Source organism: Glutamicibacter sp., from assembly GCF_032154645.1.
Classification (GTDB): Bacteria; Actinomycetota; Actinomycetes; order Actinomycetales; family Micrococcaceae; genus Glutamicibacter.
Genome location: NZ_JALDXV010000010.1, coordinates 56227 through 78356 on the forward strand (window position 1 = coordinate 56227; position 22130 = coordinate 78356).

At 63.0% G+C, this 22130-nt stretch carries 20 protein-coding genes; 9 read left to right on the plus strand and 11 right to left on the minus strand.

Going from position 1 to position 22130, the window contains the following annotated elements; all coding sequences use genetic code 11:
- Positions 1-43 precede the first annotated feature (43 nt).
- A complete protein-coding gene (locus RUH64_RS10250) occupies positions 44-796 on the minus strand; it encodes a metal-dependent hydrolase (protein ID WP_313813137.1) in 753 nt (250 codons plus the stop codon).
- A gap of 62 nt (positions 797-858) precedes the next feature.
- On the opposite strand from RUH64_RS10250, the gene RUH64_RS10255 reads away from it, so the two are divergent.
- Both RUH64_RS10255 and RUH64_RS10260 read left to right on the plus strand, forming a co-directional pair.
- Positions 859-1350 carry a GNAT family N-acetyltransferase gene (locus RUH64_RS10255; protein WP_313813138.1) on the plus strand — a complete coding sequence of 164 codons (492 nt, stop codon included), beginning with the start codon at positions 859-861 and terminating at the stop codon, positions 1348-1350.
- Positions 1347-2633 (plus strand): alpha/beta fold hydrolase, encoded by a 1287-nt coding sequence (locus RUH64_RS10260; protein WP_313813140.1) that lies wholly within the window; start codon positions 1347-1349, stop codon positions 2631-2633. Before RUH64_RS10255 ends, RUH64_RS10260 begins: the two co-directional genes overlap by 4 nt.
- A gap of 92 nt (positions 2634-2725) precedes the next feature.
- Here RUH64_RS10260 and RUH64_RS10265 read toward each other — a convergent pair whose 3' ends face one another.
- From RUH64_RS10265 to uvrB, 3 genes are all read right to left on the minus strand, one after another.
- The gene (locus RUH64_RS10265) at positions 2726-3178 is read right to left on the minus strand and encodes a MarR family transcriptional regulator (RefSeq protein WP_313813141.1); all 453 of its coding nucleotides are present in this window, start codon (positions 3176-3178) and stop codon (positions 2726-2728) included.
- A gap of 98 nt (positions 3179-3276) precedes the next feature.
- Positions 3277-4329 (minus strand): TerC/Alx family metal homeostasis membrane protein, encoded by a 1053-nt coding sequence (locus RUH64_RS10270; RefSeq protein WP_313813142.1) that lies wholly within the window; start codon positions 4327-4329, stop codon positions 3277-3279.
- A gap of 288 nt (positions 4330-4617) precedes the next feature.
- Complete coding sequence (uvrB, locus tag RUH64_RS10275; protein WP_313813143.1) at positions 4618-6705, minus strand: excinuclease ABC subunit UvrB; 2088 nt, start codon at positions 6703-6705, stop codon at positions 4618-4620.
- 382 nt (positions 6706-7087) lie between these two features.
- Between uvrB and RUH64_RS10280 the strand changes: the two genes are divergently transcribed.
- Genes RUH64_RS10280 through RUH64_RS10290 form a run of 3 tightly spaced genes read left to right on the plus strand, consistent with a single transcriptional unit; the run spans position 7088 to position 9329 of the window.
- Complete coding sequence (locus tag RUH64_RS10280; RefSeq protein WP_313813144.1) at positions 7088-8809, plus strand: M6 family metalloprotease domain-containing protein; 1722 nt, start codon at positions 7088-7090, stop codon at positions 8807-8809.
- Between the two features lie 35 nt (positions 8810-8844).
- Entirely contained in the window at positions 8845-9057 is a 213-nt protein-coding gene (locus RUH64_RS10285) for a hypothetical protein (RefSeq protein WP_047119374.1), read from the plus strand.
- Between the two features lie 32 nt (positions 9058-9089).
- Positions 9090-9329, plus strand: coding sequence for a hypothetical protein (locus RUH64_RS10290; RefSeq protein ID WP_313813147.1), 240 nt, complete (start codon positions 9090-9092; stop codon positions 9327-9329).
- 83 nt (positions 9330-9412) lie between these two features.
- Here the strand turns inward: RUH64_RS10290 and RUH64_RS10295 are convergent, their stop codons facing one another.
- The 3 genes from RUH64_RS10295 to RUH64_RS10305 form a co-directional block, all read right to left on the minus strand.
- Positions 9413-9670, minus strand: a complete 258-nt coding sequence (locus RUH64_RS10295) for a hypothetical protein (protein WP_313813148.1) — start codon at positions 9668-9670, stop codon at positions 9413-9415.
- Positions 9667-10272, minus strand: a complete 606-nt coding sequence (gene coaE, locus RUH64_RS10300; protein ID WP_313813149.1) for a dephospho-CoA kinase — start codon at positions 10270-10272, stop codon at positions 9667-9669. The genes RUH64_RS10295 and coaE overlap by 4 nt, the downstream gene beginning before the upstream one ends.
- A gap of 84 nt (positions 10273-10356) precedes the next feature.
- Positions 10357-11109, minus strand: a complete 753-nt coding sequence (locus tag RUH64_RS10305) for a bacterial transcriptional activator domain-containing protein (protein WP_313813151.1) — start codon at positions 11107-11109, stop codon at positions 10357-10359.
- A 173-nt stretch (positions 11110-11282) separates the two neighbouring features.
- Between RUH64_RS10305 and RUH64_RS10310 the strand changes: the two genes are divergently transcribed.
- From RUH64_RS10310 to RUH64_RS10320, 3 genes are read left to right on the plus strand one after another with little or no spacing between them, the layout of a single operon-like run.
- The gene (locus tag RUH64_RS10310) at positions 11283-11957 is read left to right on the plus strand and encodes a YigZ family protein (protein WP_313813153.1); all 675 of its coding nucleotides are present in this window, start codon (positions 11283-11285) and stop codon (positions 11955-11957) included.
- Positions 11954-13132, plus strand: coding sequence for a methyltransferase (locus RUH64_RS10315; protein ID WP_313813156.1), 1179 nt, complete (start codon positions 11954-11956; stop codon positions 13130-13132). The genes RUH64_RS10310 and RUH64_RS10315 overlap by 4 nt, the downstream gene beginning before the upstream one ends.
- A 59-nt stretch (positions 13133-13191) precedes the next feature.
- A complete protein-coding gene (locus RUH64_RS10320; RefSeq protein WP_313813157.1) occupies positions 13192-14808 on the plus strand; it encodes an HNH endonuclease signature motif containing protein in 1617 nt (538 codons plus the stop codon).
- Between the two features lie 38 nt (positions 14809-14846).
- On the opposite strand, the gene RUH64_RS10325 is transcribed toward RUH64_RS10320, so the two are convergent.
- The 4 genes from RUH64_RS10325 to polA all read right to left on the minus strand — a co-directional run bounded on the left by RUH64_RS10325 (position 14847) and on the right by polA (position 21558).
- Positions 14847-15194, minus strand: a complete 348-nt coding sequence (locus RUH64_RS10325) for a hypothetical protein (RefSeq protein WP_313813159.1) — start codon at positions 15192-15194, stop codon at positions 14847-14849.
- Between the two features lie 576 nt (positions 15195-15770).
- Positions 15771-17237, minus strand: coding sequence for a 30S ribosomal protein S1 (rpsA, locus tag RUH64_RS10330; protein ID WP_141364560.1), 1467 nt, complete (start codon positions 17235-17237; stop codon positions 15771-15773).
- Between the two features lie 224 nt (positions 17238-17461).
- Positions 17462-18763, minus strand: a complete 1302-nt coding sequence (locus RUH64_RS10335) for a GNAT family N-acetyltransferase (RefSeq protein ID WP_313813163.1) — start codon at positions 18761-18763, stop codon at positions 17462-17464.
- 95 nt (positions 18764-18858) lie between these two features.
- Complete coding sequence (polA, locus tag RUH64_RS10340; protein WP_313813165.1) at positions 18859-21558, minus strand: DNA polymerase I; 2700 nt, start codon at positions 21556-21558, stop codon at positions 18859-18861.
- Here polA and RUH64_RS10345 point away from each other — a divergent pair.
- On the plus strand, positions 21557-22042 hold the full coding sequence (locus RUH64_RS10345; protein ID WP_313813167.1) for a hotdog fold thioesterase: 486 nt from the start codon (positions 21557-21559) through the stop codon (positions 22040-22042). The genes polA and RUH64_RS10345 overlap by 2 nt on opposite strands.
- Positions 22043-22130 lie beyond the last annotated feature (88 nt).

The following is a 22130-nucleotide window of genomic DNA, read 5'->3' on the forward strand; positions in this document are numbered from 1 at the left end:
TCTGCAACTGCGGAGGGCTGGAAGCGGCCACGACCCCTGCCTATTAGGCGACGATCAGTGCGATGCCGACATAGGTGGTCAGCAGGGACGCCAGAATCCATTCAGCCTGAGAGCCGGTTTCCGCCAAAATCGGCAGGGCCACGCGGCCGTTGGCCTTCCACACTCCCCCGACCACCGGCAGCTTCCGGAACCACCGGGGGGATCGGATCTTGATCGGCCAGATGAGATTGCAGCCGCCGACGGTGAGCATGTCGCCCACGACGTGTACGACCACACCGGTGGCAACCGCCAGCAGGAACCACTCGTTGTCCTCGGGCGCGTTCATCCCTACAAAGGCGCCGGCCGCCAGCGCGATGATCCAGCACAGCGTCGCGGGCATGAATTTCAACGACTTCACCGCGAAGGAAATCAGCAGCACCGCAAAGAGCGCCGCGGCGGGATAGACGGTGCCCAGGGCAGCGGTCTGCACATCCCAGCCATTGGCCAGCCAGGCAAGCAGGATGAAGAATGCCATGCCGATGATCGAATGTGTGCCATTGCGGTGGCCGCCCGAAACCTGCCCGACGATCCGGGCGAAGATGCTTGAAATAGGCGGCAGCGAGCGGGCGATCGTCGCCCCGTGATGGTCCGCATCCGGCAGCAATGCCGCCCCGGCGCAGACGATGGCGCCGGCCAGCGTCTCCCAGCGGTCCATCTGCAGTACCCCGAAGCCGAGGTCGATCGAACCGATTGTCACCGGAGTTGTAATTGCTAGCCATGCGGCAGCGCCGCTTATGGCATGGTGTCCACCCATCATGAGTTCAACCTTAAGACTGGTCACCGACGTTTTAGCTGCACTGCGGCGGTAAGCTTGAGCACATGAGTATTGTGCGCGAAGCAACGCCCGCGGATTGCCCGCAAATTTTGGAGCTCATTCACGAGCTAGCAGTGTACGAAAAGGAACCCGACGCGGTGCGCAACACCGTTGAGGATCTCGCCGCGCACCTCTTCGGCGCCGATCCCAAGGTCTTCGCCCACGTGGCGCAGGACGAGGCGGGAAACATCGTCGGCACCGCCATCTGGTTCCTCACCTACTCCACGTGGGAGGGCCGCCACGGCATCCACCTGGAAGACCTCTACGTCCGCGAATCCCAGCGCGGGCTCGGCACCGGCACCGTCCTGCTGCGCACACTCGCGCAAATCTGCGTCGACCGCGGCTACAAACGACTTGAATGGGCGGTGCTCGACTGGAACACCCCCGCCATCAAGTTCTACGACGCCATCGGCGCAGATTCCATGGATGAATGGTCCACCCGTCGACTGGATGGCGATGCATTGACGGCACTGGCGGCGCAGGAGGCTGCACGATGACCCACTATCGCGGCATGGACGTGGCCGAACACCGCGTGACCGTCCCCCTGGACCATGCGGATCCACACGGCGAACAGATCAGCATCTTCGCCCGGGAAATCAGCACCGACTCCTCGCTGCCCTGGCTGCTGTTCCTTCAGGGCGGCCCGGGCGGAAAGTCTCCACGTCCCGCCTCGCTCTCCGGCTGGCTGGCCGAAGCCGTCAAGCACTTCCGCGTCCTGCTGCTGGACCAGCGCGGCACCGGCCTGTCCACCCCTGCCAACCGGCAGTCACTCGCGCTGCGCGGCGACTACGCGGCGCAGGCACGCTACCTGACCCACTTCCGCGCCGATTCGATCGTGCGAGACGCCGAAGCGCTGCGTGAACACCTGGGCGTTGAACGGTGGAGCACCATGGGCCAGAGCTACGGCGGGTTCTGCACGCTGACCTACCTGTCGCTGTTCCCGCAGTCCTTGGAACGCTGCCTGATCACCGGCGGGCTTGCAGCGCTGGATGCCGAGGCTCAGGATGTCTACCGCGCCACCTACCAGCGCATGGCCGAGCGCAATGCCGAGTACTTCTCCTGGTATCCGCAGGACTTCGGCATCCTGCACGAAATCTACGAGCATGTGCGCCACAACGACGACGAGGTGCTGCCCAATGGGCAGCCGGTGACCGTCCCGCTGGTGCAGATGCTGGGCATGTACCTGGGCGGGAACACCCGGGTGCACCTGCTGCACCACGTCTTTGAAGAGGCCTTCGTCGATACCCCCGGGGGTCGACGCCTGTCGGATACGTTCCTGGACTCACTGGCGGCTCAGGCTTCCTTCTCGTCCAACCCGCTCTACGCGCTGATGCACGAGACCATCTACGCCCAGGGTTCGCCGACAAACTTCGCCGCCGAGTCGGTCCTCCCCGAATTTGCCGAGTTCACCGCCCATGCGCAGACCCCGCTGCTCACCGGCGAGATGATTTTCCGTTGGCATTTCGCCTCAGACCCGGCCCTGCGTCCGTTGGAGGATGTTGCACGGGTGCTGGCGGAATATGAGCATTTTGGTCCGCTGTACGATCTTGCGGTGCTGGCCGACAATACGGTGCCGGTGGCCGCGGCCGTCTACCACGACGACGTTTACGTCGACCGGGAGCTGTCGCTGCGCACCGCAAGTCAGGTTAATGGCCTGCAGGCGTGGGTGACCGAAGATTTCCACCACGACGGAATCGCCGACGAGGGACCTGCCATCTTCCGTCGGCTGTTGGCCATGACCAAGGGTGAAGACCCCGAGGCGGCCGCCGCGGCAGAATAAAACCAAAGGACCACCGAGGACAGCAAAGCCGTGCCACCCGGGTTCATGGAGCCAGGACGGCACGGCTTCGCTGTTCTGCGCCGGGGCGGGAACTATTTGTCCAGGTCGGCGGCGATCTCTTCGCACAGTCGCTGCAGCAGCGGCAGGGCGGCGGAAAGGACTACCTGCTCCTTGGCGCTCAGGGCCTCGATGTTCCCGGTCAGTGCGTTCATTGCCCGGGAGCGGTATGCGTCAACTTCCTGCTTCCCTCGCTCGGTCAACGCAACAAGGCTCACCCGGCGGTCGCGTGGATCGGTCTGTCGAATCACCATTCCGTCCTGCTCCAGACGGATCACAAGCCCCGTCATCGTCGGCTGGGCCACGCGCTGTTGGATGGCAAGATCCCCCACACGCTGTGCCCCGTCACGGTCCAACCCTGCAAGAACCCGCCACGCAGTCACTGATCTCCCCTGTCCTGCGACGTGTCCCAGCAGTCGGGACATCGTTCCGGAGGTCATCGTGATGCCTGCTGCGATGTCATTGGCGGGCAGTGGATCGGTACTCATAGTTTTACCCTAGTTCATCAAGTGGTTCATGCTGTACTCGAGAAGATGCCCGCCCAGTCCCCAAAACACGGGTCCTGTGGCGGGCATTCTTGCTTCAATTACTTCTTTTCGTCGGCTTCCGATGCCTGCTTGGCAGCGGCGGCAATAGCCTCGGCTTCCTCTGCCTTGGCTGCCGCGTTGCGGCCCAGCGGAGTCCACAGGGACAGCACCGTGGCGACGACGATCGCTCCGAGAATCACCAGCAGGGAGATGCCTACCGGAATATCCAGCCATGCGTACTGGTGCAGCGGCTCGCCGCCGTTGATGAATGGCACCTGGTTTTCATACAGCGCGTGGAACACCAGCTTGACACCGATGAAGGCCAGGATGAAGCTCAGTGCGTGCTTCAGGAAGACCAGTCGGCTCATCAACCCGCCAAGCAGGAAGTACAGCTGACGCAGGCCCATCAGTGCAAAGATGTTCGCGGTGAACACGATGAATGCCGACTGGGTCAGGCCGAAGATCGCAGGAATCGAGTCGAAGGCGAACAGCAGGTCGGTCATGCCGATGGTAATGAACACCATCACCATGGGCGTGAACAGCTTCTTGCCGTCGACCACGGTGCGCAGCTTATTGCCGTCGTAGTCATCGGAGATTGGCAGCTTGCTGGTCAGCTTCTTTACCAGGCCGCTCTCTTCGTCCTCATCCTCTTCGTCCTTCAGCTGATTCCATGCGGTCCACAGCAGGAACGCACCGAAGATGTAGAAGACCCAGGAGAAGTGTTCGATGACGGCGGCACCGGCAACAATGAAGATCGCGCGCAGGATCAGCGCGATGATAATGCCGAACATCAGCACTTCCTGCTGGTACTTACGCGGTACCGAGAAGCGCGCCATGATGATGATGAAGACGAAGAGGTTGTCCACCGACAACGCGTATTCGGTGATCCAGCCGGCGTAGAACTCCTGACCGATCTGGCTTCCGGCCTGCCACCAGAGGATTCCGCCGAAGGCGACCGCCAAACCGATGTAGATTGCGACGAAGATGCCGGCTTCCTTCATCGATGGAATATGGGGTCGCTTGGTCACGTAAAGCAGGTCCGCGACCAGCACAGCGCACAAGACAATCAGTGCGATGATTTCGAATTGAAGTGTTAACCCTGAAGTGCCCACAGACGAGCAGCCTTTCGTTGTAGGGGTATGTCAAATAACCGCAAGTCTCTCCGCCTCCCGCGCCAGTTCTGGCGTCGTGGTCGGCTGCTGCGCCCGGCGGCTCGCCCTTGAGCCGCGTGCTGACGTTCACAGCATTTGGGATACTCCCCTACGTCCAAAGACCAATTATACCGTACAGCCAATACACAGCTAAATACCCAACCCGTTATCGGCGGGTTAAAAGGCGCCGCCGCAGCACCCGATGGTGCGTGGCGGCGCCGGCACAGCCCGGGGAATCACGCAGTCCTCCTAGGCGTGTCCCGCGGCCTTCATCTGACGCAGCTCCTTCTTCAACTCCGCAACCTCATCGCGCAGCCGGGCCGCCAATTCGAACTGCAGTTCCCCGGCGGCCACGTGCATCTGCGCGGTCATCTCCTCGATCTGGCCCAGCAGATCTTCGGCGGGGGCCGCAGCCAGCCCGTCCTTGCGCACGGTCGCGGAGCTCTTGGTGCGCTTGGCGTCCTTGGCCAGACGGTTGTTGTTTAGCAGCTCCTGGGTGTCGGCGTCTTCCCGGGCCAGCTGATCGGTGATGTCCGCGATCTTCTTGCGCAGCGGCTGCGGGTCGATGCCGTGTTCCTCGTTGTGCGCCTGCTGGATGGCGCGGCGGCGGTTAGTCTCCTCGATCGCCTGGCTCATCGCGTCGGTGATCTTATCTGCATACATGATCACCTGGCCGGAAACGTTACGCGCGGCACGGCCGATGGTCTGGATCAGCGAGGTGGCCGAACGCAGGAAGCCCTGCTTGTCCGCGTCCAGGATCGCCACCAGCGACACCTCGGGCAGATCCAGTCCCTCACGCAGCAGGTTGATGCCCACCAGCACGTCGAAGGAGCCCATGCGCAGCTCGCGCAGCAGCTCCACGCGGCGGATCGTGTCAACATCCGAGTGCAGGTACTGCACCCGCACCTGATGCTCGGTGAGATAGTCGGTCAGATCTTCGGCCATGCGCTTGGTCAGCGTGGTGACCAGCACGCGCTCGTCGCGGTCCACCCGGGTGCGGATCTCGTCGAGCAGGTCGTCGATCTGCCCCTTGGTCGGCTTGACGATGATCTCCGGGTCGATCAGGCCGGTCGGGCGGATGATCTGCTGCACGAAGCCGTCGGACTTGCCCAGCTCGTACTTGCCCGGGGTCGCCGAAAGGTACACGGTCTGCCCGATGCGCTCCAAGAACTCGTCCCATTTCAGCGGGCGGTTGTCCATGGCGCTGGGCAGGCGGAAGCCGTGCTCCACCAGAGTGCGCTTGCGCGACATGTCGCCCTCGTACATGGCGCCGATCTGCGGCACGGTGACGTGGGATTCGTCGATGACCAGCAGGAAGTCGTCCGGGAAGTAGTCGAGCAGACAGTGCGGGGCGGAGCCTGCCTCGCGCCCGTCGATATGGCGCGAATAGTTTTCGATGCCATTGCAGAAGCCCATCTGCTCCATCATTTCCAGGTCATAGGTGGTGCGCATGCGCAGCCGCTGGGCCTCGACGAGCTTGTTCTGGCTCTCCAGCTCCTTCAGCCGCGCCGCCAGCTCGTCTTCGATGGACTTGATGGCCTTGCCCATGCGCTCGGCGCCGGCCACATAGTGGCTGGCCGGGAAGATGTACATCTCGGTTTCTTCGCGGATGACCTCGCCGGTGACAGGGTGCAGGGTGTAGATTGCCTCCACCTCGTCGCCGAAGAACTCGATGCGCACCGCCTGTTCCTCGTACATCGGGATGATTTCCACGGTGTCTCCGCGCACGCGGAAGGTGCCGCGGTGGAAGTCCATGTCGTTGCGCGTGTACTGCATGGCGACGAATTGGCGCAGCATCGCGTCGCGGTTCAGCTCCTCGCCGGCGCGCACCGTGACCATGCCGGCGACGTATTCCTCCGGGGTGCCCAGGCCGTAGATGCAGGAGACGGTGGCGACGACGATGGTGTCGCGGCGGGTGAGCAGCGAGTTGGTCGCCGAGTGGCGCAGCCGCTCCACCTCCTCGTTGATCGAGGAGTCCTTCTCGATGAAGGTATCGGTCTGCGGAACGTAGGCCTCGGGCTGGTAGTAGTCGTAGTAGGAGACGAAGTACTCCACGGCGTTGTTCGGCATCAGCTCGCGGAACTCGTTGGCCAGCTGGGCCGCCAGCGTCTTATTCTGCACCAGCACCAAGGTGGGCCTTTGTACCTGCTCCACCAGCCAGGCGGTAGTCGCCGACTTGCCGGTGCCGGTGGCGCCGAGCAGCACGATGTCCTTCTCGCCGGCGGTGATGCGCTCGGTCAGCTCCTTGATGGCCTGCGGCTGGTCGCCGGCTGGCTCGTACTCGCTGATGACTTCGAAGGGTGCAACGACGCGTTTAATCGGCTGGGCTAGGCTCATGTACCTAGCCTACGCCCTAGCGTCGACGGTTGAACCTGCCACGCCCCGACCGGCGGGGCCCGTCACCAACTTCGGGTTTGAATTGATCACCTCGTCACCGGGTCGACGCAGTAATGCCCGGGTAACAACGCGGTAATCGCCACCCGTCATAGTGGTTGCAGCACGTTCGCAGCCGATGAATGCGGAGGCGGATGCGCCATAGGGTGCACCGGGGCAGACTCTGCCGCCAGCTCATCCCTGATCGTTGCTGCGCACACCGCGACGTCCTGATTTCTCGAAGGACCCCGCTTGATGCCTCTGCGGATCCCACCTGCCGCCGCTTCGCCGCAGACGGTGAAAGATCCATCCCATCGCACCGCACCCTAGGAAGGAAGGCCCCCGAATGCCGGTCCCATTCCAAGGCGAACTATTCACCTTTTCCAATCCCGACGGCTCCGAGCTGACGCTCAAAGGCTGGGGCAACCAGTTCCATGCCGTCTTCGAAACCCTGGACGGCTACACCGTCGTCAAGGGCGAGGACGGCTACTACGAATACGCAACGCTCGCCGAGAACGGCGAATCGCTGCAGCCTACCGGCGAGCGCGTCGGTACCGCGGATCCCCAGACGCTGAACCTGCCGCAACATCTGCGGGTCACCCGGGAATCCAGCGCCATGCAGGCCCGCGCGACACGCGAATCACTGGGGTCCGTGCCTCGCTGGATGCAGCGCCGCATGGGAGCCCAAGAACAGATGAAGGCGCGGTCGGCATCCCCTGATTCCGCGCCGCCCTCGAATCCGACCACCGGAAATTTCCGGGGGCTGGTGCTACTCATTGATTTCAGCGACTTCCCGGCGACGATCAGCCGGCAGGAGGTCGACGACTTCTGCAACGAGGCGGGCTACACCGGCTTCGGCAACAACGGATCGGCGTTCGACTATTTCCGCGACGTCTCGGACGGCAAGCTGTCATACACCAACCTTGTCGCCGCCTACTACCGGGCGGCGCATCCGCGGACCTACTATACGGACCCCGCCATCAGCTACGGCACGCGGGCCCAGGAGCTGATCCGCGAGGCGCTGGACAGCCTAGTCGCCGCAGGCTTCGACTTCTCCTCGCTGACGGCGGACTCGGGAGGCTACATCAAGGCGCTGAGCGTCTTCTACGCCGGGGTGCGCTCGAACGCCTGGAGCCAAGGGCTGTGGCCGCACAGCTGGGCACTGGCCTCGCCCTATGTGCTCAGCACGACGCGCCGCCTCTCCGACTACCAGATTACGGATTTGGGCAACCAGCTCACGCTGCGCACGTTCTGCCATGAGAACGGGCACATGGTGTGCGACTTTCCGGACCTCTACGACTACGACAGCGTCGGGGTCGGACTGGGTGTCGGGCACTACTCCCTGATGTGCTACGGCGGCAACGACAAGAACCCGACGCAGGTCGACGCCTACCTGAAGCATGCGGCGGGCTGGTCTTCGGCGGCCACGACCATGGCTTCCGGGCAGACCTACACCATCGCCGCCGGTCGCAACGAGTTCCTGCTGCATCCGCGCAGCGCCACGGAGTACTTCATCGTGGAGAACCGCGAGCAGGCCGGCAGGGATGCGGCGCTGCCGGATTCAGGCGTCGCGATCTGGCACGTGGACACCACCGGCAGCAACAGCAACCAGGAGATGACCGCGGCCAAACACTACGAACTATCCCTGGAGCAGGCTGACAACCGCTTCGATCTGGAACGGCGGGTCAACTACGGCGACGCCACGGACCTCTACGGGGGAACGGGTTCCAGTTTTGGTCCTTCCTCGGCGCCGAACAGCAATTGGTGGGACGGCACCGGATCGGGTCTGGACATCGAGTCAGTCTCCGCCGTCGCCCATTCGATGACGGTGTCCACCCGGAATACCGGTCCTGCCACCTACTACGGCATCGCCGTCAACCAGGTCTTCGCGACGGTGAACGCGCAGAACGCGTGGGCCCACATCGGATCCCTGGGCTGGCGCAAGATCACCACCGGAGCCCCGGACGGCATCACCAACATGCTGGCCATGCTTGCCCTGGCACAGGCCAAGGGCCTGAAGGTCACCGTCGTCGCCGACACATCATTTATCACGCAGTGCTACCTGTGAATCCGTCCACGAGCTACACGAAAGAAGGATCAACCATGTGGACCACCATCAACCAGATCTTCACCTCCAACCATTCGCAGAACGCCTGGGCCCATCTGGCCTCGGATAACGCCTGGCACAAGGTGTTGACCGGAGCGACCGACGGCGTGACCAACGTCCATCTGGTGCTCTCCGTGGCCAAGGCCACCGGCAAGCAGGTCTATATTGTGCTGGATGCCGCGAAGAACATCACGCAGGTCTACCTCTAGCCCGACGGACAGAGAAAGGGGTGCAAACGCACATGAGCAAGGACTACGAGATTAAGATCAGTGTTGCCGGAACCGGCGAGGCAGGATCCCAGGGCGGTGCGGATTCCTCGGCCCCGGCGCCGCTGCCGCTTCAGCAGCTGACGGCGGCCGAACTGGGCGGAACAGGGTCGGCACCAGCGCCGATGGATCTTGGGCAGATGGCTGCCGGGGGGCCGGATGCTGCTCCAGAACCGATGACGCTCGAGGAGCTGGGCGAGCCGGATGGCTCCTGACCGGGCCTCACTACCCCGATAAGGTATTGCAGCGCTGCGCAACCGGCCCGAGCTGCCGGCCGCGCTGCGCAGCACCTGGCCGCCTAGCGTCCGCGCATGCCGTAGCGAATGGCATTGCGTTTAGCCGTGTGCGCAATCGTGCTGCCGAAAAAGCTCACGGTCAGCACCGTGGCAGAGAGCAGGCCCGCCAGCGCAATCCACCCGGAGAAATAGACCACCGGGGAATACGGTCCGTGGTCCTTGGCCACGAATTCGCTGCGTCCGCCAAATCCCAGCCACAGCACCAAAGCGGTGGCAAAGCACGCGAGCATCAGCCATTTAGCGATCTTCCGGTGTCTCATCCCTTGGCCTCCGGGTGCGAAGCTAGTTGTGCATACAGCGCGTCAACCTGATCGATGAGTTCTTGTCGCGTGCCCGAGTTTTCCAGCACGAAATCGGCGACGACGGCTCGCTGCTCGTCGGTGGCTTGAGCCGCCATGCGGGAGACCGCATCTTCTTCGCTCCAACCGCGGTCCTGCACCATCCGACGGATCCGTTCCGCGCGCCCTGCCTGCACGACGACGACGGCGTCGAAGCGCTCCTGCTGACCGGTTTCCACCAACAGCGGGATGTCTTCAACCACTATCGCCCCTGCATCGGCCGCGTTGCGCAGCGTTCCCGCAGCCTCGCGCACCAGGGGGTGCACGATGGAGTTCAGCTTCTCTCGTTGCAGTTGATCACCGAATACTATGGCACCCAGGGCTTGGCGGTTCAGGCTCCCATCGGGATTGAGCACCTCCTGGCCAAAGGCCGCGGTGATTCCGGCCAAGCCCGGCGTGCCGGGCTCCACCACTTCGCGGGCCAAAACATCGGCGTCGATCACCACCGCGCCGAGCTCGGCGAGTCTCGCTGCCACCACTGATTTACCGGATGCTACACCACCGGTCAGGCCCACATGCATCATGGCTACCAGCCTAGTATGCCCCGCACCGGACGCTGGTTTTCGACTCGGGTCGGTGTGCCGGGCAGCCGCTACACAGCCCGGCACCTAGACGCGGCGCAGCTGGGTGAGGGTATCTAATAATTCAGGACCGGGTTCCACCCCGAGTTCGGTCTTCAACCGGCTGATGAACTGCAGCAGTCCGGCGGTGGCAGAGGCATTATTGCCCTGTCCGGATTCGGCACGGGCAATGATGCTTGCCACCGACTCGCGCATGGGGTCCAAACGCAGCGCTGTCTGCGCCAGCTGCCAGGCACGATGCTGCAGCCCCAGTCCCAGCAGATGTCGCGACACGGCTTCCAGCGCGCGCAGCCGCAGTTGGCGCAGCGCCTCCTGCTCTTCATAAAGCCACGGCTCATCCCAGTCGGGCAGCAATTCACGAGTGGCCAGAAAGACATCCTCCAGCAGGCTTTCGCCGCCTGGGTCGAGCAACGCGGTCTCCAGTCGACAGCTCAGCAGGCGTAGATCCACCACGACCGCTGGATCGACTTCCACCCAACCGTCCTCGCAGCGCAGCACCCCTGGACTCTGCCGATGAATATGGCACAGGCTGACCCGCAGGCTATCCGCGGCGCGGATCTCGGTGGTTTCCGGCCAGAGCATACCTGCCAGCCGACGCCGGGAGACCGAACCTTGTAGCACCAGCAGGGTCAGCACCCGCTGCTCGCGCAGCCGCAGCCGAATCGGCTCGCCATCGGCCAATAAACGCCAACGGTCCAACAGCTCGATTTCGTACACACCCACCATCGGCAACTCCCCCAGCACATAGGATCCAGTCCCTGCAGATGCCTGCTCGGGCATTATCTTCTCACCGGCACCGCACCGCGTCAATGCCCTATTTGAGGGATAAATCAAGCTGAAATAAGGTTGCGATGTGCAAGTATCGGCTTATTCTCCGGTGCGTTGGGATCGAGTCGAGCCCTTGGGGAATCCTTGAGGAAAACCTGCGCGCGCCACAAGATAAAATGGTGGCAATGGACTCCAACGATTCGACCGCGACTCGGTACACCGTTCCGTCGGCAGACAGCGTGCACGAAGTGGAAATCAAACGCTCCCGCTTCATCACCTACCTGTACCGGGTTGAATCCGAGGTGCAGGCGCGCGAGGCCATCGCCGCCCTGCGCAAGACCCACTTCGACGCCCGGCACCACTGCAGCGCCTTCATCCTCGGGGCCGACCGGATGACCCAGCGCTCCAACGACGACGGTGAACCCTCGGGTACGGCCGGCATCCCGATGCTCGATGCGTTGGCCAAGCGCGACACCCCCGACGGATCGCCGCTCTCTGACATCCTGGCCGTGGTGGTCCGCTATTTCGGCGGCATCAAGCTCGGCGCCGGCGGACTGGTGCGCGCCTACTCCGATTCGGTCTCCCAAGCGCTGGATGCGGCAACGCTGATCCCCCGCCAGCGCCTGCGCATCTTCACCCTGGATGCCGACCATGCCCTGGCCCCGCGCTATGAGAACGATCTTCGCGCCGCTGGCTACCAAATGGAGGCCACGGTGTGGGAGGCCGAACACGCAGTGCTGCATCTAGGCATTGAAGACACCGATGCAACGGCGGCGCAGCTAGCCGAATTCATCGCAACCCTGACCTCCGGGGCCGGCACCGCGCGCCCCACCGCGACCAAATGGGTGGATATTGCATGAGTGAAACGATCGAACTCGACAACCTGTTGGCCGCGCTGCGCCGCTGGCCCGATGTCGTGGCCCCCAACCTCTTCGCCGTCGATGCTGCGGACCGACTCCTGCTGGACACCTGCGACGCGCAGCTGGCCGCCGACGGGTCCAGCTGGGAGCGCAGCCTGAGCGTGGTCGGCGACCACTACGGCGCGCTGACCCTGGGCGCGCTGGCACTCGGCGCCCGCCAGGTCCTCGTGCATACCGATTCGCTCACCTCCCGCCGCGCCATCGAGGCAAACGCCCGACGGCTGCTGCCGGATCTAGTCCAGCGGATTGAATTCCGCCCGCTACAGACCGTGGCGGCCGACTCGACCCTGCTGCTCATGGCCCTGCCGCGCGGGCTGGACGTGCTGGCCGAACAGGTGCATGCCATCGCCGCCGCGGCGGCCCCCGAACTGGTCCTCCACGCGGGAGGGCGCATCAAACACATGAACCGTTCGATGAACCAGGTGTTCGACGAACACTTCGCCCGGCTCGACGTATCGTTGGCCCGGCAGAAGTCCCGCGTCCTCACCGCTCGCCGGATCCGTGACGTACTTCCCGCCTCCCGATTTCCGGTCAGCGCCACCCACAGCGTGGCAGGGGTCGACGTCAACCTGCGTGCGGGCGCGGCCACCTTCGGTTCCGCGCGGCTCGATCCAGGCACCCGGCTGCTGCTGGAACATCTTCCGGATCTTTCAGGCGCTGAGCGGCTGCTGGATCTCGCCTGCGGCAACGGCTCGATCGGCATCGTCGCCGCCCTGCGCTACCCGCGGCTGCGTGTGGATGCCTCCGACCACTCTGCGTCCGCCGTCGCTTCCACGCGCGCCGGCGCCCAGGCCAACGGCCTTGCCGAACGCATCACCGTGGTCCAGGACGATGGGCTCTCCCGTCTGCCCGACGCCAGCGCGCAGCTGATCACGCTGAACCCGCCATTTCATATCGGCAACACCGTCACCGCGGACATTGCCTTCAAACTGATCGACGAGGCTGCCCGTGTACTTGCCGACGGCGGCCAGCTGATCTGCGTTTTCAACTCCCACCTGCGCTACCGCGGCGAACTGGAACGCCGTGTCGGCCCCACGCAGCAGCTCGCACGTGACAAGACCTTCACCGTCACGGCGTCCACCAGAGTCCGCAGCCGAGTAGGCACCGCGCGCTAGTTCTCCACAGTCGGCGGCAAGTCCGGCGACGCTAAACCCTGCAGGGTCATGCTGTGTTTATGACCAACACAGCCACAGCGTGCGCGGCACAGCTTCGCGCATACCTCAATGCGGACGCGGATCACGATCCCGCCGCATTGCTGGCCCTTGCCTCGCTCGCCGCCGAGCTCCTGACAGTTCTTCCGCAGCAACAAGACCCGCGCTTTGCGCTGGCCTATGCCCAACACATCGAGGCCGCGGCCAATGCTGCCGACCGGGCTCAGATCCATGCGGCCCACCTGCTGCAGGCCGGGGCCGCCCACGGACTTGACCCGCAGGAACTGGAACGCACGCGCACCCCGGAAGCACTCGACTGGACCTCACCGTCTGAGCTCACCGGCGGGCGCACCACGTTCAAGTCTCCCGAAACGCTGCTGTCGGCATGGCTCAACATCAACTATTTCGATGCCAGAGACCGGGTCCGCAGCGCCAACCAGCTCATTGCCCAGTTCGACTTCCAACACCTGCAGCACCCCGCGAAGTTCACCCGACTCGCCGAGCGATTCGCCGATCCGCGCCAGCGCTGCAGTGAACTCGCTTCTGCAGCGCGCAGGCTGCAAAATCTTGAACCACCGTCCGACGAGTACTCTCCTATCACCCACGCCACCGCACGCGATGATGCTGGAAACCTCATGGAAGACCTGATCGATGTAGCACTTGAGGAGCCCGACGCGACCACGCGCAGGGCGCAGGTCAACAACGTTTTCAAGAGGGTTCGTGAGGAAGCGGTGGCGGACGAAAACCAGCAGCACACGGGACTTTTCGACCGGGGCAGCAAGTCCGGGCTGCAACGCTACGAGCTGTTGCTTGGACCGCTCGATGCCGAGTACTTCGCTTCGCTGATCGCCCAAGCCGACAATCCGCGCACCCAGGCAGGGCACGCCGCTCGAGAGCCGCAGGCGAACGTCATCTTCGGGGCCTTCGGCCGCCAGGAGCAGGCCAGCAACCACCCGGACTTCCTCAGCGACGAAGAAGCAGCGAACGAATGGATAGATGACCCAGGTACTGCACTGCCATCGGTTGCACAACGCAGGCTCAACGCGCTGATGAACTTCCTGCGCATCAATTCCCAGCGCCTGCGCCACCTACTCAAGTCAACCGTCGACGGCGCGTCGCCCTCTCCGATCGATGACAGCCTGCTCATCTCCACCGTCGCCCCGAAGCTCGTGGTCACCCTAACACTTGCCGAGCTAGAGGAACGTGCGTCAACCCACGGAATCACTGCCCACGGACGCACGCTCAGCGCCACCGAACTTCGCCAGATGCTCGCCTCGGCCAATATCATTCCGATGGTGCTCGGCGGGCGAGGTGAAGTACTCGATGTTGGCCGCGGCCAGCGCTACCATACCGACCCGATGCGCTTGGCCATCCGCATTCGCGACGGCGGCTGCATCGTCCCCGGCTGCACTATGGATCCAGAATCATGCAGCGTCCACCACATTTGGCTCTGGTCGCAGGGAGGCGTCACCTCCGTGTTCTGGGGTGCGATGCTCTGCGAAACGCACCATCACGATGTCCATGCGGGACTGATCAAGGTGATCCCGGACGGTGGAGTGCCTAAGGTGATCATGCCCAGTTTCATGGACCCCGCTGGGACACCGGTGCGTAATACCATCAATCGCCGCCGCGCCGCTTAGCGGGGGCATCCACAACACGCCTTGCTTACACCGGAACATCAAGCAGGGATGGTCGTTGATCTTGAACACTCTCCGCGTGCAGTGCAACATCTCGGCCGGTGACCATCTGCTGGTCGATAACCCTTGCCTTGTATGCTGTTGCCCAGACCGAAGAATCCCAGCGGGCCAGCGGCCGGGTTGAAAAGGATCTCCAATACCGTCAGCGGTACACAACGAGCTTCGGTCCATTTGAAGGTGCTCAGCGGCAGGCACACGACGAGCACGATACTCCGGGCGGCGGCTTCAATGAATAAGTCGCGATCGATGCCTTGGAAATCCATCTGCGCTTCCCCAAAGTACCTCCAGAAAACTTTCACCGCAGGCAGCACCGGCACTGATCCTGCCATGGTCCACAAAGCCGACGGCAGAATTTTGTTGAGCGAGCGCTCTTCAAGCTTCTCTGCGCGACATCGACCCTTCCGTGTGCGTCCCGATTCCACGAGCGTAACAAGGCGGCGAAGCGCAGTAATCCCACTAGTGTGCGAGCGCAAGGAACCCGAAGTAGGCAATGGCAGTAAAGGTGACATATTCTTCGATACCGTTCGGCGAAATCAGGCAATAGAGCCACAGAACTGCAGCCAACGCGATCCATACAGCATGACGCCCAGCCAGACTGCCGGAATGCTTCGGGGCACCGCAGAGCATTGTTCCTCACTGGGCGAACGAAATGGCACACGCAATGTCGACGTATTCATGAAAGAAACGCTGAGGTGATTAATTACCCTTGCCTTGGTGAGCGATGTCGGTTCCGCCGGTCCACCGCGTGGGCTATTTTCCCACGCCTAGATCAGCGTTACTGATGAGAAGTAGATACAAGGGAGCGTTAAAGGCACGAAGGTCCAACCCGGAATCGGGTTGGACCTTCTTTGCTTAGCGAAAGCTAGTTTCCTTGCGTCGGCCGCAGGGGCCGGCGAGCAGGGAAATTAGTTGCCGGTCAGCTTCTCGCGCAGTGCAGCCAGTGCTTCGTCGGAAGCCAGGGTGCCGGCGTCGGTTGCTGGTGCCTCGGAGGAGTACGAAGCTGGTGCAGCCTCGGCTGCAACAGGCTCTGCTTCTGCGTCGGCAGCCAGTGCAGCGGCAACCTGCTTCTTGTGAGCTTCCCAACGCTCCTGAGCGGCAGCGTACTGTGCCTCCCAAGCAGCGCGCTGGGTCTCGAAGCCTTCGAGCCATTCGTTCGACTCTGGGTCGAAGCCCTCTGGGTACTTGTAGTTGCCGGCCTCGTCGTACTCTGCAGCCATGCCGTAGAGTGCTGGGTCGAACTCGGTACCCTCTGGGTCGACGCCCTCGTTAGCCTGCTTGAGCGACAGCGAGATGCGGCGGCGCTCCAGGTCGATGTCGATGACCTTGACGAACAGCTCGTCGCCCACGGAGACAACCTGCTCAGCCAGCTCAACGTGGCGAACTGCCAGCTCGGAGATGTGAACCAGGCCTTCGATGCCGTCTTCGACGCGAACGAACGCACCGAATGGAACCAGCTTGGTGACCTTGCCCGGTACAACCTGACCCAGTGCGTGGGTGCGGGCGAAGGTCTGCCATGGATCTTCCTGGGTAGCCTTCAGCGACAGGGAAACGCGCTCGCGGTCCAGATCGACTTCCAGAACCTCGACGGTGACTTCCTGGCCAACCTCGACGACCTCTGATGGGTGGTCGATGTGCTTCCAGGACAGCTCGGAAACGTGTACCAGGCCGTCTACGCCGCCCAGGTCCACGAAGGCACCGAAGTTGACGATGGAGGAAACAACGCCCGGACGAACCTGGCCCTTTTCCAGCTTGTTGAGGAAGGTCGAGCGAACCTCGGACTGGGTCTGCTCGAGCCATGCACGGCGGGACAGCACAACGTTGTTGCGGTTCTTGTCCAGCTCGATGATCTTGGCTTCGATTTCCTGGCCGATGTACGGGGCCAGGTCGCGAACGCGACGCATCTCGACCAGCGATGCAGGCAGGAAGCCGCGCAGGCCGATGTCCAGGATGAGGCCACCCTTGACAACCTCGATGACGGTGCCGGTAACGACGCCGTCCTCTTCCTTGATCTTTTCGATGTCGCCCCAAGCGCGCTCGTACTGTGCACGCTTCTTGGACAGGATCAGGCGGCCTTCCTTGTCTTCCTTGGTCAGAACCAAGGCTTCGACGTTATCGCCAACGGTGACAACGTCACCTGGGTCAACGTCGTGCTTGATGGAAAGCTCGCGGGAAGGGATGACACCTTCGGTCTTGTAACCGATGTCGAGCAGAACTTCGTCGTGGTCAACCTTGACGACGGTGCCTTCGACGAGGTCACCATCGTTGAAGTACTTGATGGTGGCGTCGACTGCGGCCAAGAAGTCCTCAGCAGATCCAATGTCGTTGATTGCGACGACTGGTGCGCTGTTGTTCTCGTTCGAGGTGATGGTCATGTAGTAGGGACTCCGATGTGGATAGATTTGATCAGTCGAACCCCCGGAAGTCCCAGGGATTCGAGTGGGTAAAGCTTGCTGCGCGCATGGCGAACCACGGCACGCTTATCAAGTCTACGCGCCTACCAGAGATCGGGTCAAAGTGGAATCCACCAAGATGCACCCCGTGCTTTTGTGAAATTCACTACACGCGGTTCAAAATTCCCGCCCAGCTGCGAGTCGGCTTAGAACCCATGCAGCGTGAAGGGTTCAGCCGTCGTATCAAACAACTTCGCAAAGTTCTTCACATTCGAACCCTGAGTGTGAGTTGCCCGTCCGACGGCAAGCAGCCGCTCAAGGCTCGTCGTACCCAAATAGAGCGAAGCCAGCTCGCGGGCGCTCAGTGCGAAGACTGATACCTCCGGCCGTACCTTCTCCCCCGATCCAAGTTCCCGAATGTCGACGCTGTCAGTACCAACCTCGAACAGAAACTGCCCGGCCGCAAATCCAAGGTCATCTTCGACGTCGAGTACGACAGTGCCCTGATTTTGGTAACCGCGCTGCGAGAAGGCCTTGCAGACATCCAATATCCGCAGCCACAACACGTCCTCCAGGCTGCGAACACTGTAACTGCGTGGATCTTCGAGCAGCACCAACAGCGGGTCGTCCACCGGTCCGGAGGCGTGCACCTCTTCTACCAGGTCGTGATTGGCAACATAGGACAGCAGCTTGATGCGTGCTGCGGGGTTGACCGCGATGAGTTTGTGCACCACCATCCGGGCGGGGTCCTGATCCCAGCCGGCGAACTTGTAGGTGATGAAGCCATCGAGGATGCCCCGCTCGTCGTAGGCTGCGGCAAAGCGCATCTGCTTGGGCTTGGCCAGGGTTTCATAACCGTCCCAGCGGCCCAGTGCATAGCCTTCATCGTAGAGGGCCCCGTCCACCGAGCCGAAGGTGGCCTGTTGGGCGCGGGAGGCAAGGTCGCGATATTGGTCGGTGAACTGCACCGGGTCGATGTCTACCACGCTGCCGGGCAGCTGGCCACGCAGCTTCAGTCCCCCGGCGCATTTAAGGGTAAACCTGATCTGCCGGCTGGCGACGTCGAATCCAAAGCGGCCATAGATGGTCGCTTCGGAGGCGGTGAGTCCCGCCAGTGCGAATCCCTGCGAGGCGGCGTAGGCTAGGTCATCACGCATCTGCGCGGAGAGGATGCCGCGGCGCCGGTGCGTCGGGCTGACGGTGACGGCAGAAATCTTGTGCAGGGCCACGGGGTGTTGGCCGCCGGCGTTCAGCGTTCCCGGAAACGACGCATAGGTGTGCACCGGAGCGGCGGCATGCCGGCTGGGCGCCTGTGCTGACCGGTCGAACACCATGGTGCAGCGCAGCCGATGGGCGGCGGCGATCTCGCGGTAGGTCTGCTCTCCTGCCGCCTCGGCTACGTCGTCGTAAAACCCGATGCTGGTGGAGATCTGGAAGTCGGTGAGCAGCTGCTGTTGTGCCGCTGGCAGCTCGTGGGCGTTGAAGGTCACGGTCTCAAGGTTGCTCATGATGCGCTCCAAGCTGTCGTGGAAGTGGCGTTGTGCTGTGGGTAGGGACGGGGCCCGGCGCCGGTTCTGGCGCCGGACCCCGATGGTTCCTGCGGTTAGTGCGCGGCTTCGTGCCAGGTCGAACCGATGCCCGGCTGGACATCCAGCGGCACCAGCAGATCCGCCGCGTGGCCCATTTCACGGGTCACCAGTTCGCTGATGGCGTCGAGTTCTCCGGGGGCGATTTCCAGCACCAGTTCATCGTGGACCTGTAGCAGCATGCGCGAGGCATAACCGCCGGCCGACAATTCTTCGGCGATGCGCAGCATGGCGACCTTGACCAGGTCCGCGGCCGACCCCTGGATCGGGGCGTTCAGCGCGGCGCGTTCGGCGATGTCGCGCAGGCGGCGGTCGGAGCTATTCAGCTCCGGCAGGTAGCGGCGGCGGCCGAAAATAGTCTCCGTGTAGCCGTCCTTGCGGGCCTGGTCGACCACCGAACGCAGGTAGGTGCGCACGGCGCCGAAGCGGTCGAAGTAGTCCTTCATGAGCTTGCGGGCCTCGTCGACGCCGATCTTTAGCTGCTTGGAGAGCCCGAAGCTGCTCAAACCGTAGGCCAGGCCGTAGCTCATCGCCTTCACCTTGGAGCGCATCTCGCTGGTGACCTCCGAAGGTTCGACGTTGAACACGCGCGAGCCGACGTAGCGGTGCAGGTCCTCGCCGTTCCGGTAGGCCTCGATCAGGCCCTCGTCGCCGGACAGGTGCGCCATGATACGCATTTCAATCTGCGAGTAGTCAACCGTCAGCAGCGTCTCATAGCCTTCGCCGACGACGAACACGTCGCGGATGCGGCGGCCTTCCTCGGAGCGGACCGGGATGTTCTGCAGGTTCGGGTTCAGGCTGGACAGGCGCCCGGTGGCGGCGACGGTCTGCGCGTACGTGGTGTGGATGCGACCGTCCGGGTGCACCGCCTTGAGCAGCCCGTCCACCGTCTGACGCAGCTTGATCGCATCGCGGTAGGCCATCAGCGCCACCAGGAACGGGTGACCGGTCTTGACCAGCAGGTCCTGCAGCGACTCGGCGTCGGTCGTGTAGCCGGTCTTGATCTTCTTGGTCTTCGGCAGATCCAGCTCCTCAAAGAGCACCACCTGCAGCTGCTTTGGGCTAGAGAGGTTGACCTCGTGGCCGATGGCATTGAAAGCCTCATTGGTGGCTGCTTCCACCTGATCGGTGAAGTGTGAGCGCAGCTCGTTGAGCCTCTCGCGATTTACCGCGATGCCTGCGCGCTCCATAGCGAAAAGCACCGGAATCAGCGGCAATTCCATCTCGCGGGCCAGCGCATCCGCGTGCTTTGCAGCCAGCTGCGTGTCCAGATACGCGGAAAGGTCGAACACGGCCTGCGCCTGCGCCAACGTTGGATCGGCAAGGTCGCCGGCCAGACCTAGGTCCAGTTCGCCCTTCTTCGCCTGGTACACCGGAACCTGATACTTCAGGTGGTACGCCACCAATTCACCCAGTTCGTGGCTGCGTCGGTCCGGTTGGATCAGGTACGCGCTGATCAGTGTGTCGTCGGCGATCCCCGCCACGCTCAGCCCGCGGTCGGCCAGCAGGTGCATGGTGGCCTTGGCGTCGTGGAAGATCTTCGGCGCCTGGGCGTCGGCGAGGAAGGAAGCCAGTTCGGTTTCCAGTTCGGGAGCCAGCGACGCGAGTTCAAGCCAGGCTGCTTCCAGGCCGCGATATAGCGCAAGGCCCACGGCCTCATCGCCGGCGACTGCAGGGTGCACGGCAATGGCCGCGCCCTTGCCTGCATCGATAAACTTGCGCAACGCGGGAGCATCGGCAAACTCAATGCGGGTAAATTCGGCGACCTCAGGCGCCGATTCTTCCTCCTGGGCGGCGAACAGGTCGAACAGGCGCTTGCGCAGCGTGTTGAACTCCAGAGCGTCGAAGAGGTTCTCGATCTCTTCACGGTTCGGAGCTTCCAGCTCCATGTCTTCGAGGGTGACGTCAAGTTCGAGGTCGTGGCGCAGCTGGTTCAGCCTGCGGTTTCGGGTGACGTTGTCGACGTGTTCGCGCAGCGCATCGCCCACCTTGCCCTTGATGGAGTCGATGTTCTCAAGGATGCCTGCCAGGTCCCCATACTGGTTGATCCATTTGGCAGCGGTCTTCGGTCCGACGCCTGGCACACCTGGCAGGTTGTCCGCGGTTTCGCCGACCAGCGCGGCCAGGTCGGAGTAGCGCTCGGGGCGCACGAAGTATTTTGCCTCCACCGCGTCGGCGTCCATCGGCGGAATGTCGCTGATGCCCTTCTTCGGGTAGAGCACCAGGGTGCGTTCGGTGATCAGCTGGAAGGCGTCGCGGTCGCCGGAGACCACGAGGACCTCAAAGCCGGCGTCCTCGCCGCGGGTGGCAAGGGTGGCGAGGATGTCGTCGGCCTCAAAGGGGTCCAACGAGATGCTTGGGATGTTCATTGCGCCCATCACCTGCTTGATCAGGTCAATCTGGCCGTAGAACTCCTCCGGAGTCTTGTTGCGCCCGCCCTTGTACTCGCTGTATTCCTGCTTGCGGAAGGTCGGGGTATCCAGGTCGAAGGCGACTGCCACGTGGGTGGGCTTCTGCTGGCGGATCATGGTCAGCAGCATGGAGACGAATCCGTGCACGGCGTTGGTGTGCTGCCCGGTGCTCGTTGCGAAGTTCTCCGCCGGCAGTGCGTAGAACGCGCGGAAGGCCATGGAGTGCCCGTCGATGATCAGCAGTCTGTTGTCCGACGCCTCGGTCGGTTTGGTAGTTTCGCTCACACCTGAAAGCCTAGTTGTCATGAGCGACAATTTCACTTCTCAACCCGCGCAATCTTCGGCACATCCGTTTGCGCAGCAGCTGACCGAGCACGGCGTCCCCGAATTCCTCTGGCCGTTTTTGACGAAGTTCGGTTTGGGCGGGCTGGCCGACAAGCTGGGGATCATGTTCACGCACTTCTCCGTTGAGAAGGTCACCGCAACCATGCCGGTGGCGGGCAACACCCAGGTGATGGGCATCCTGCACGGTGGCGCATCGGCCGCCCTGGCCGAAACGCTGGGCTCGATGGCGGCCGCGCTGCATGGAGCCGGCAAGGCGAGCCCGGTGGGAGTGGACCTGAACATCACCCATCACAAGGCAGGGCGCAGCGGACTGGTCTACGCCGAGTGCACCCCAATCCATTTGGGCCGGCGCAGCACCACCCACGAGATCATCATCACCAACGAGGAGGGCGCCCGCGTGGCTACCGCCCGCATCACCAACATGATGCTGCCGGTTCAGCAGTAGGCTGCCGGCACAGCCAAGGCCCGCTCCATCCACGCCGGATGGAACGGGCCTTGTAACTTTAAAAGCATATTTCTGGGCTCCGAGGTCG

Bases quoted from the DNA above. Each gene is read 5' to 3' on its own strand.
- RUH64_RS10345 (WP_313813167.1), top strand. From the start codon at position 21,557: ATGAGCGACAATTTCACTTCTCAACCCGCGCAATCTTCGGCACATCCG.
- polA (WP_313813165.1), bottom strand. From the start codon at position 21,558: ATGACAACTAGGCTTTCAGGTGTGAGCGAAACTACCAAACCGACCGAG.
- RUH64_RS10295 (WP_313813148.1), bottom strand. From the start codon at position 9,670: ATGAGACACCGGAAGATCGCTAAATGGCTGATGCTCGCGTGCTTTGCC.
- RUH64_RS10255 (WP_313813138.1), top strand. From the start codon at position 859: ATGAGTATTGTGCGCGAAGCAACGCCCGCGGATTGCCCGCAAATTTTG.
- RUH64_RS10305 (WP_313813151.1), bottom strand. From the start codon at position 11,109: ATGCCCGAGCAGGCATCTGCAGGGACTGGATCCTATGTGCTGGGGGAG.
- RUH64_RS10250 (WP_313813137.1), bottom strand. From the start codon at position 796: ATGATGGGTGGACACCATGCCATAAGCGGCGCTGCCGCATGGCTAGCA.
- RUH64_RS10260 (WP_313813140.1), top strand. From the start codon at position 1,347: ATGACCCACTATCGCGGCATGGACGTGGCCGAACACCGCGTGACCGTC.
- RUH64_RS10320 (WP_313813157.1), top strand. From the start codon at position 13,192: ATGACCAACACAGCCACAGCGTGCGCGGCACAGCTTCGCGCATACCTC.
- RUH64_RS10280 (WP_313813144.1), top strand. From the start codon at position 7,088: ATGCCGGTCCCATTCCAAGGCGAACTATTCACCTTTTCCAATCCCGAC.
- uvrB (WP_313813143.1), bottom strand. From the start codon at position 6,705: ATGAGCCTAGCCCAGCCGATTAAACGCGTCGTTGCACCCTTCGAAGTC.
- RUH64_RS10325 (WP_313813159.1), bottom strand. From the start codon at position 15,194: ATGGCAGGATCAGTGCCGGTGCTGCCTGCGGTGAAAGTTTTCTGGAGG.
- RUH64_RS10310 (WP_313813153.1), top strand. From the start codon at position 11,283: ATGGACTCCAACGATTCGACCGCGACTCGGTACACCGTTCCGTCGGCA.
- RUH64_RS10315 (WP_313813156.1), top strand. From the start codon at position 11,954: ATGAGTGAAACGATCGAACTCGACAACCTGTTGGCCGCGCTGCGCCGC.
- RUH64_RS10335 (WP_313813163.1), bottom strand. From the start codon at position 18,763: ATGAGCAACCTTGAGACCGTGACCTTCAACGCCCACGAGCTGCCAGCG.
- RUH64_RS10265 (WP_313813141.1), bottom strand. From the start codon at position 3,178: ATGAGTACCGATCCACTGCCCGCCAATGACATCGCAGCAGGCATCACG.
- rpsA (WP_141364560.1), bottom strand. From the start codon at position 17,237: ATGACCATCACCTCGAACGAGAACAACAGCGCACCAGTCGTCGCAATC.
- RUH64_RS10285 (WP_047119374.1), top strand. From the start codon at position 8,845: ATGTGGACCACCATCAACCAGATCTTCACCTCCAACCATTCGCAGAAC.
- RUH64_RS10290 (WP_313813147.1), top strand. From the start codon at position 9,090: ATGAGCAAGGACTACGAGATTAAGATCAGTGTTGCCGGAACCGGCGAG.
- coaE (WP_313813149.1), bottom strand. From the start codon at position 10,272: ATGATGCATGTGGGCCTGACCGGTGGTGTAGCATCCGGTAAATCAGTG.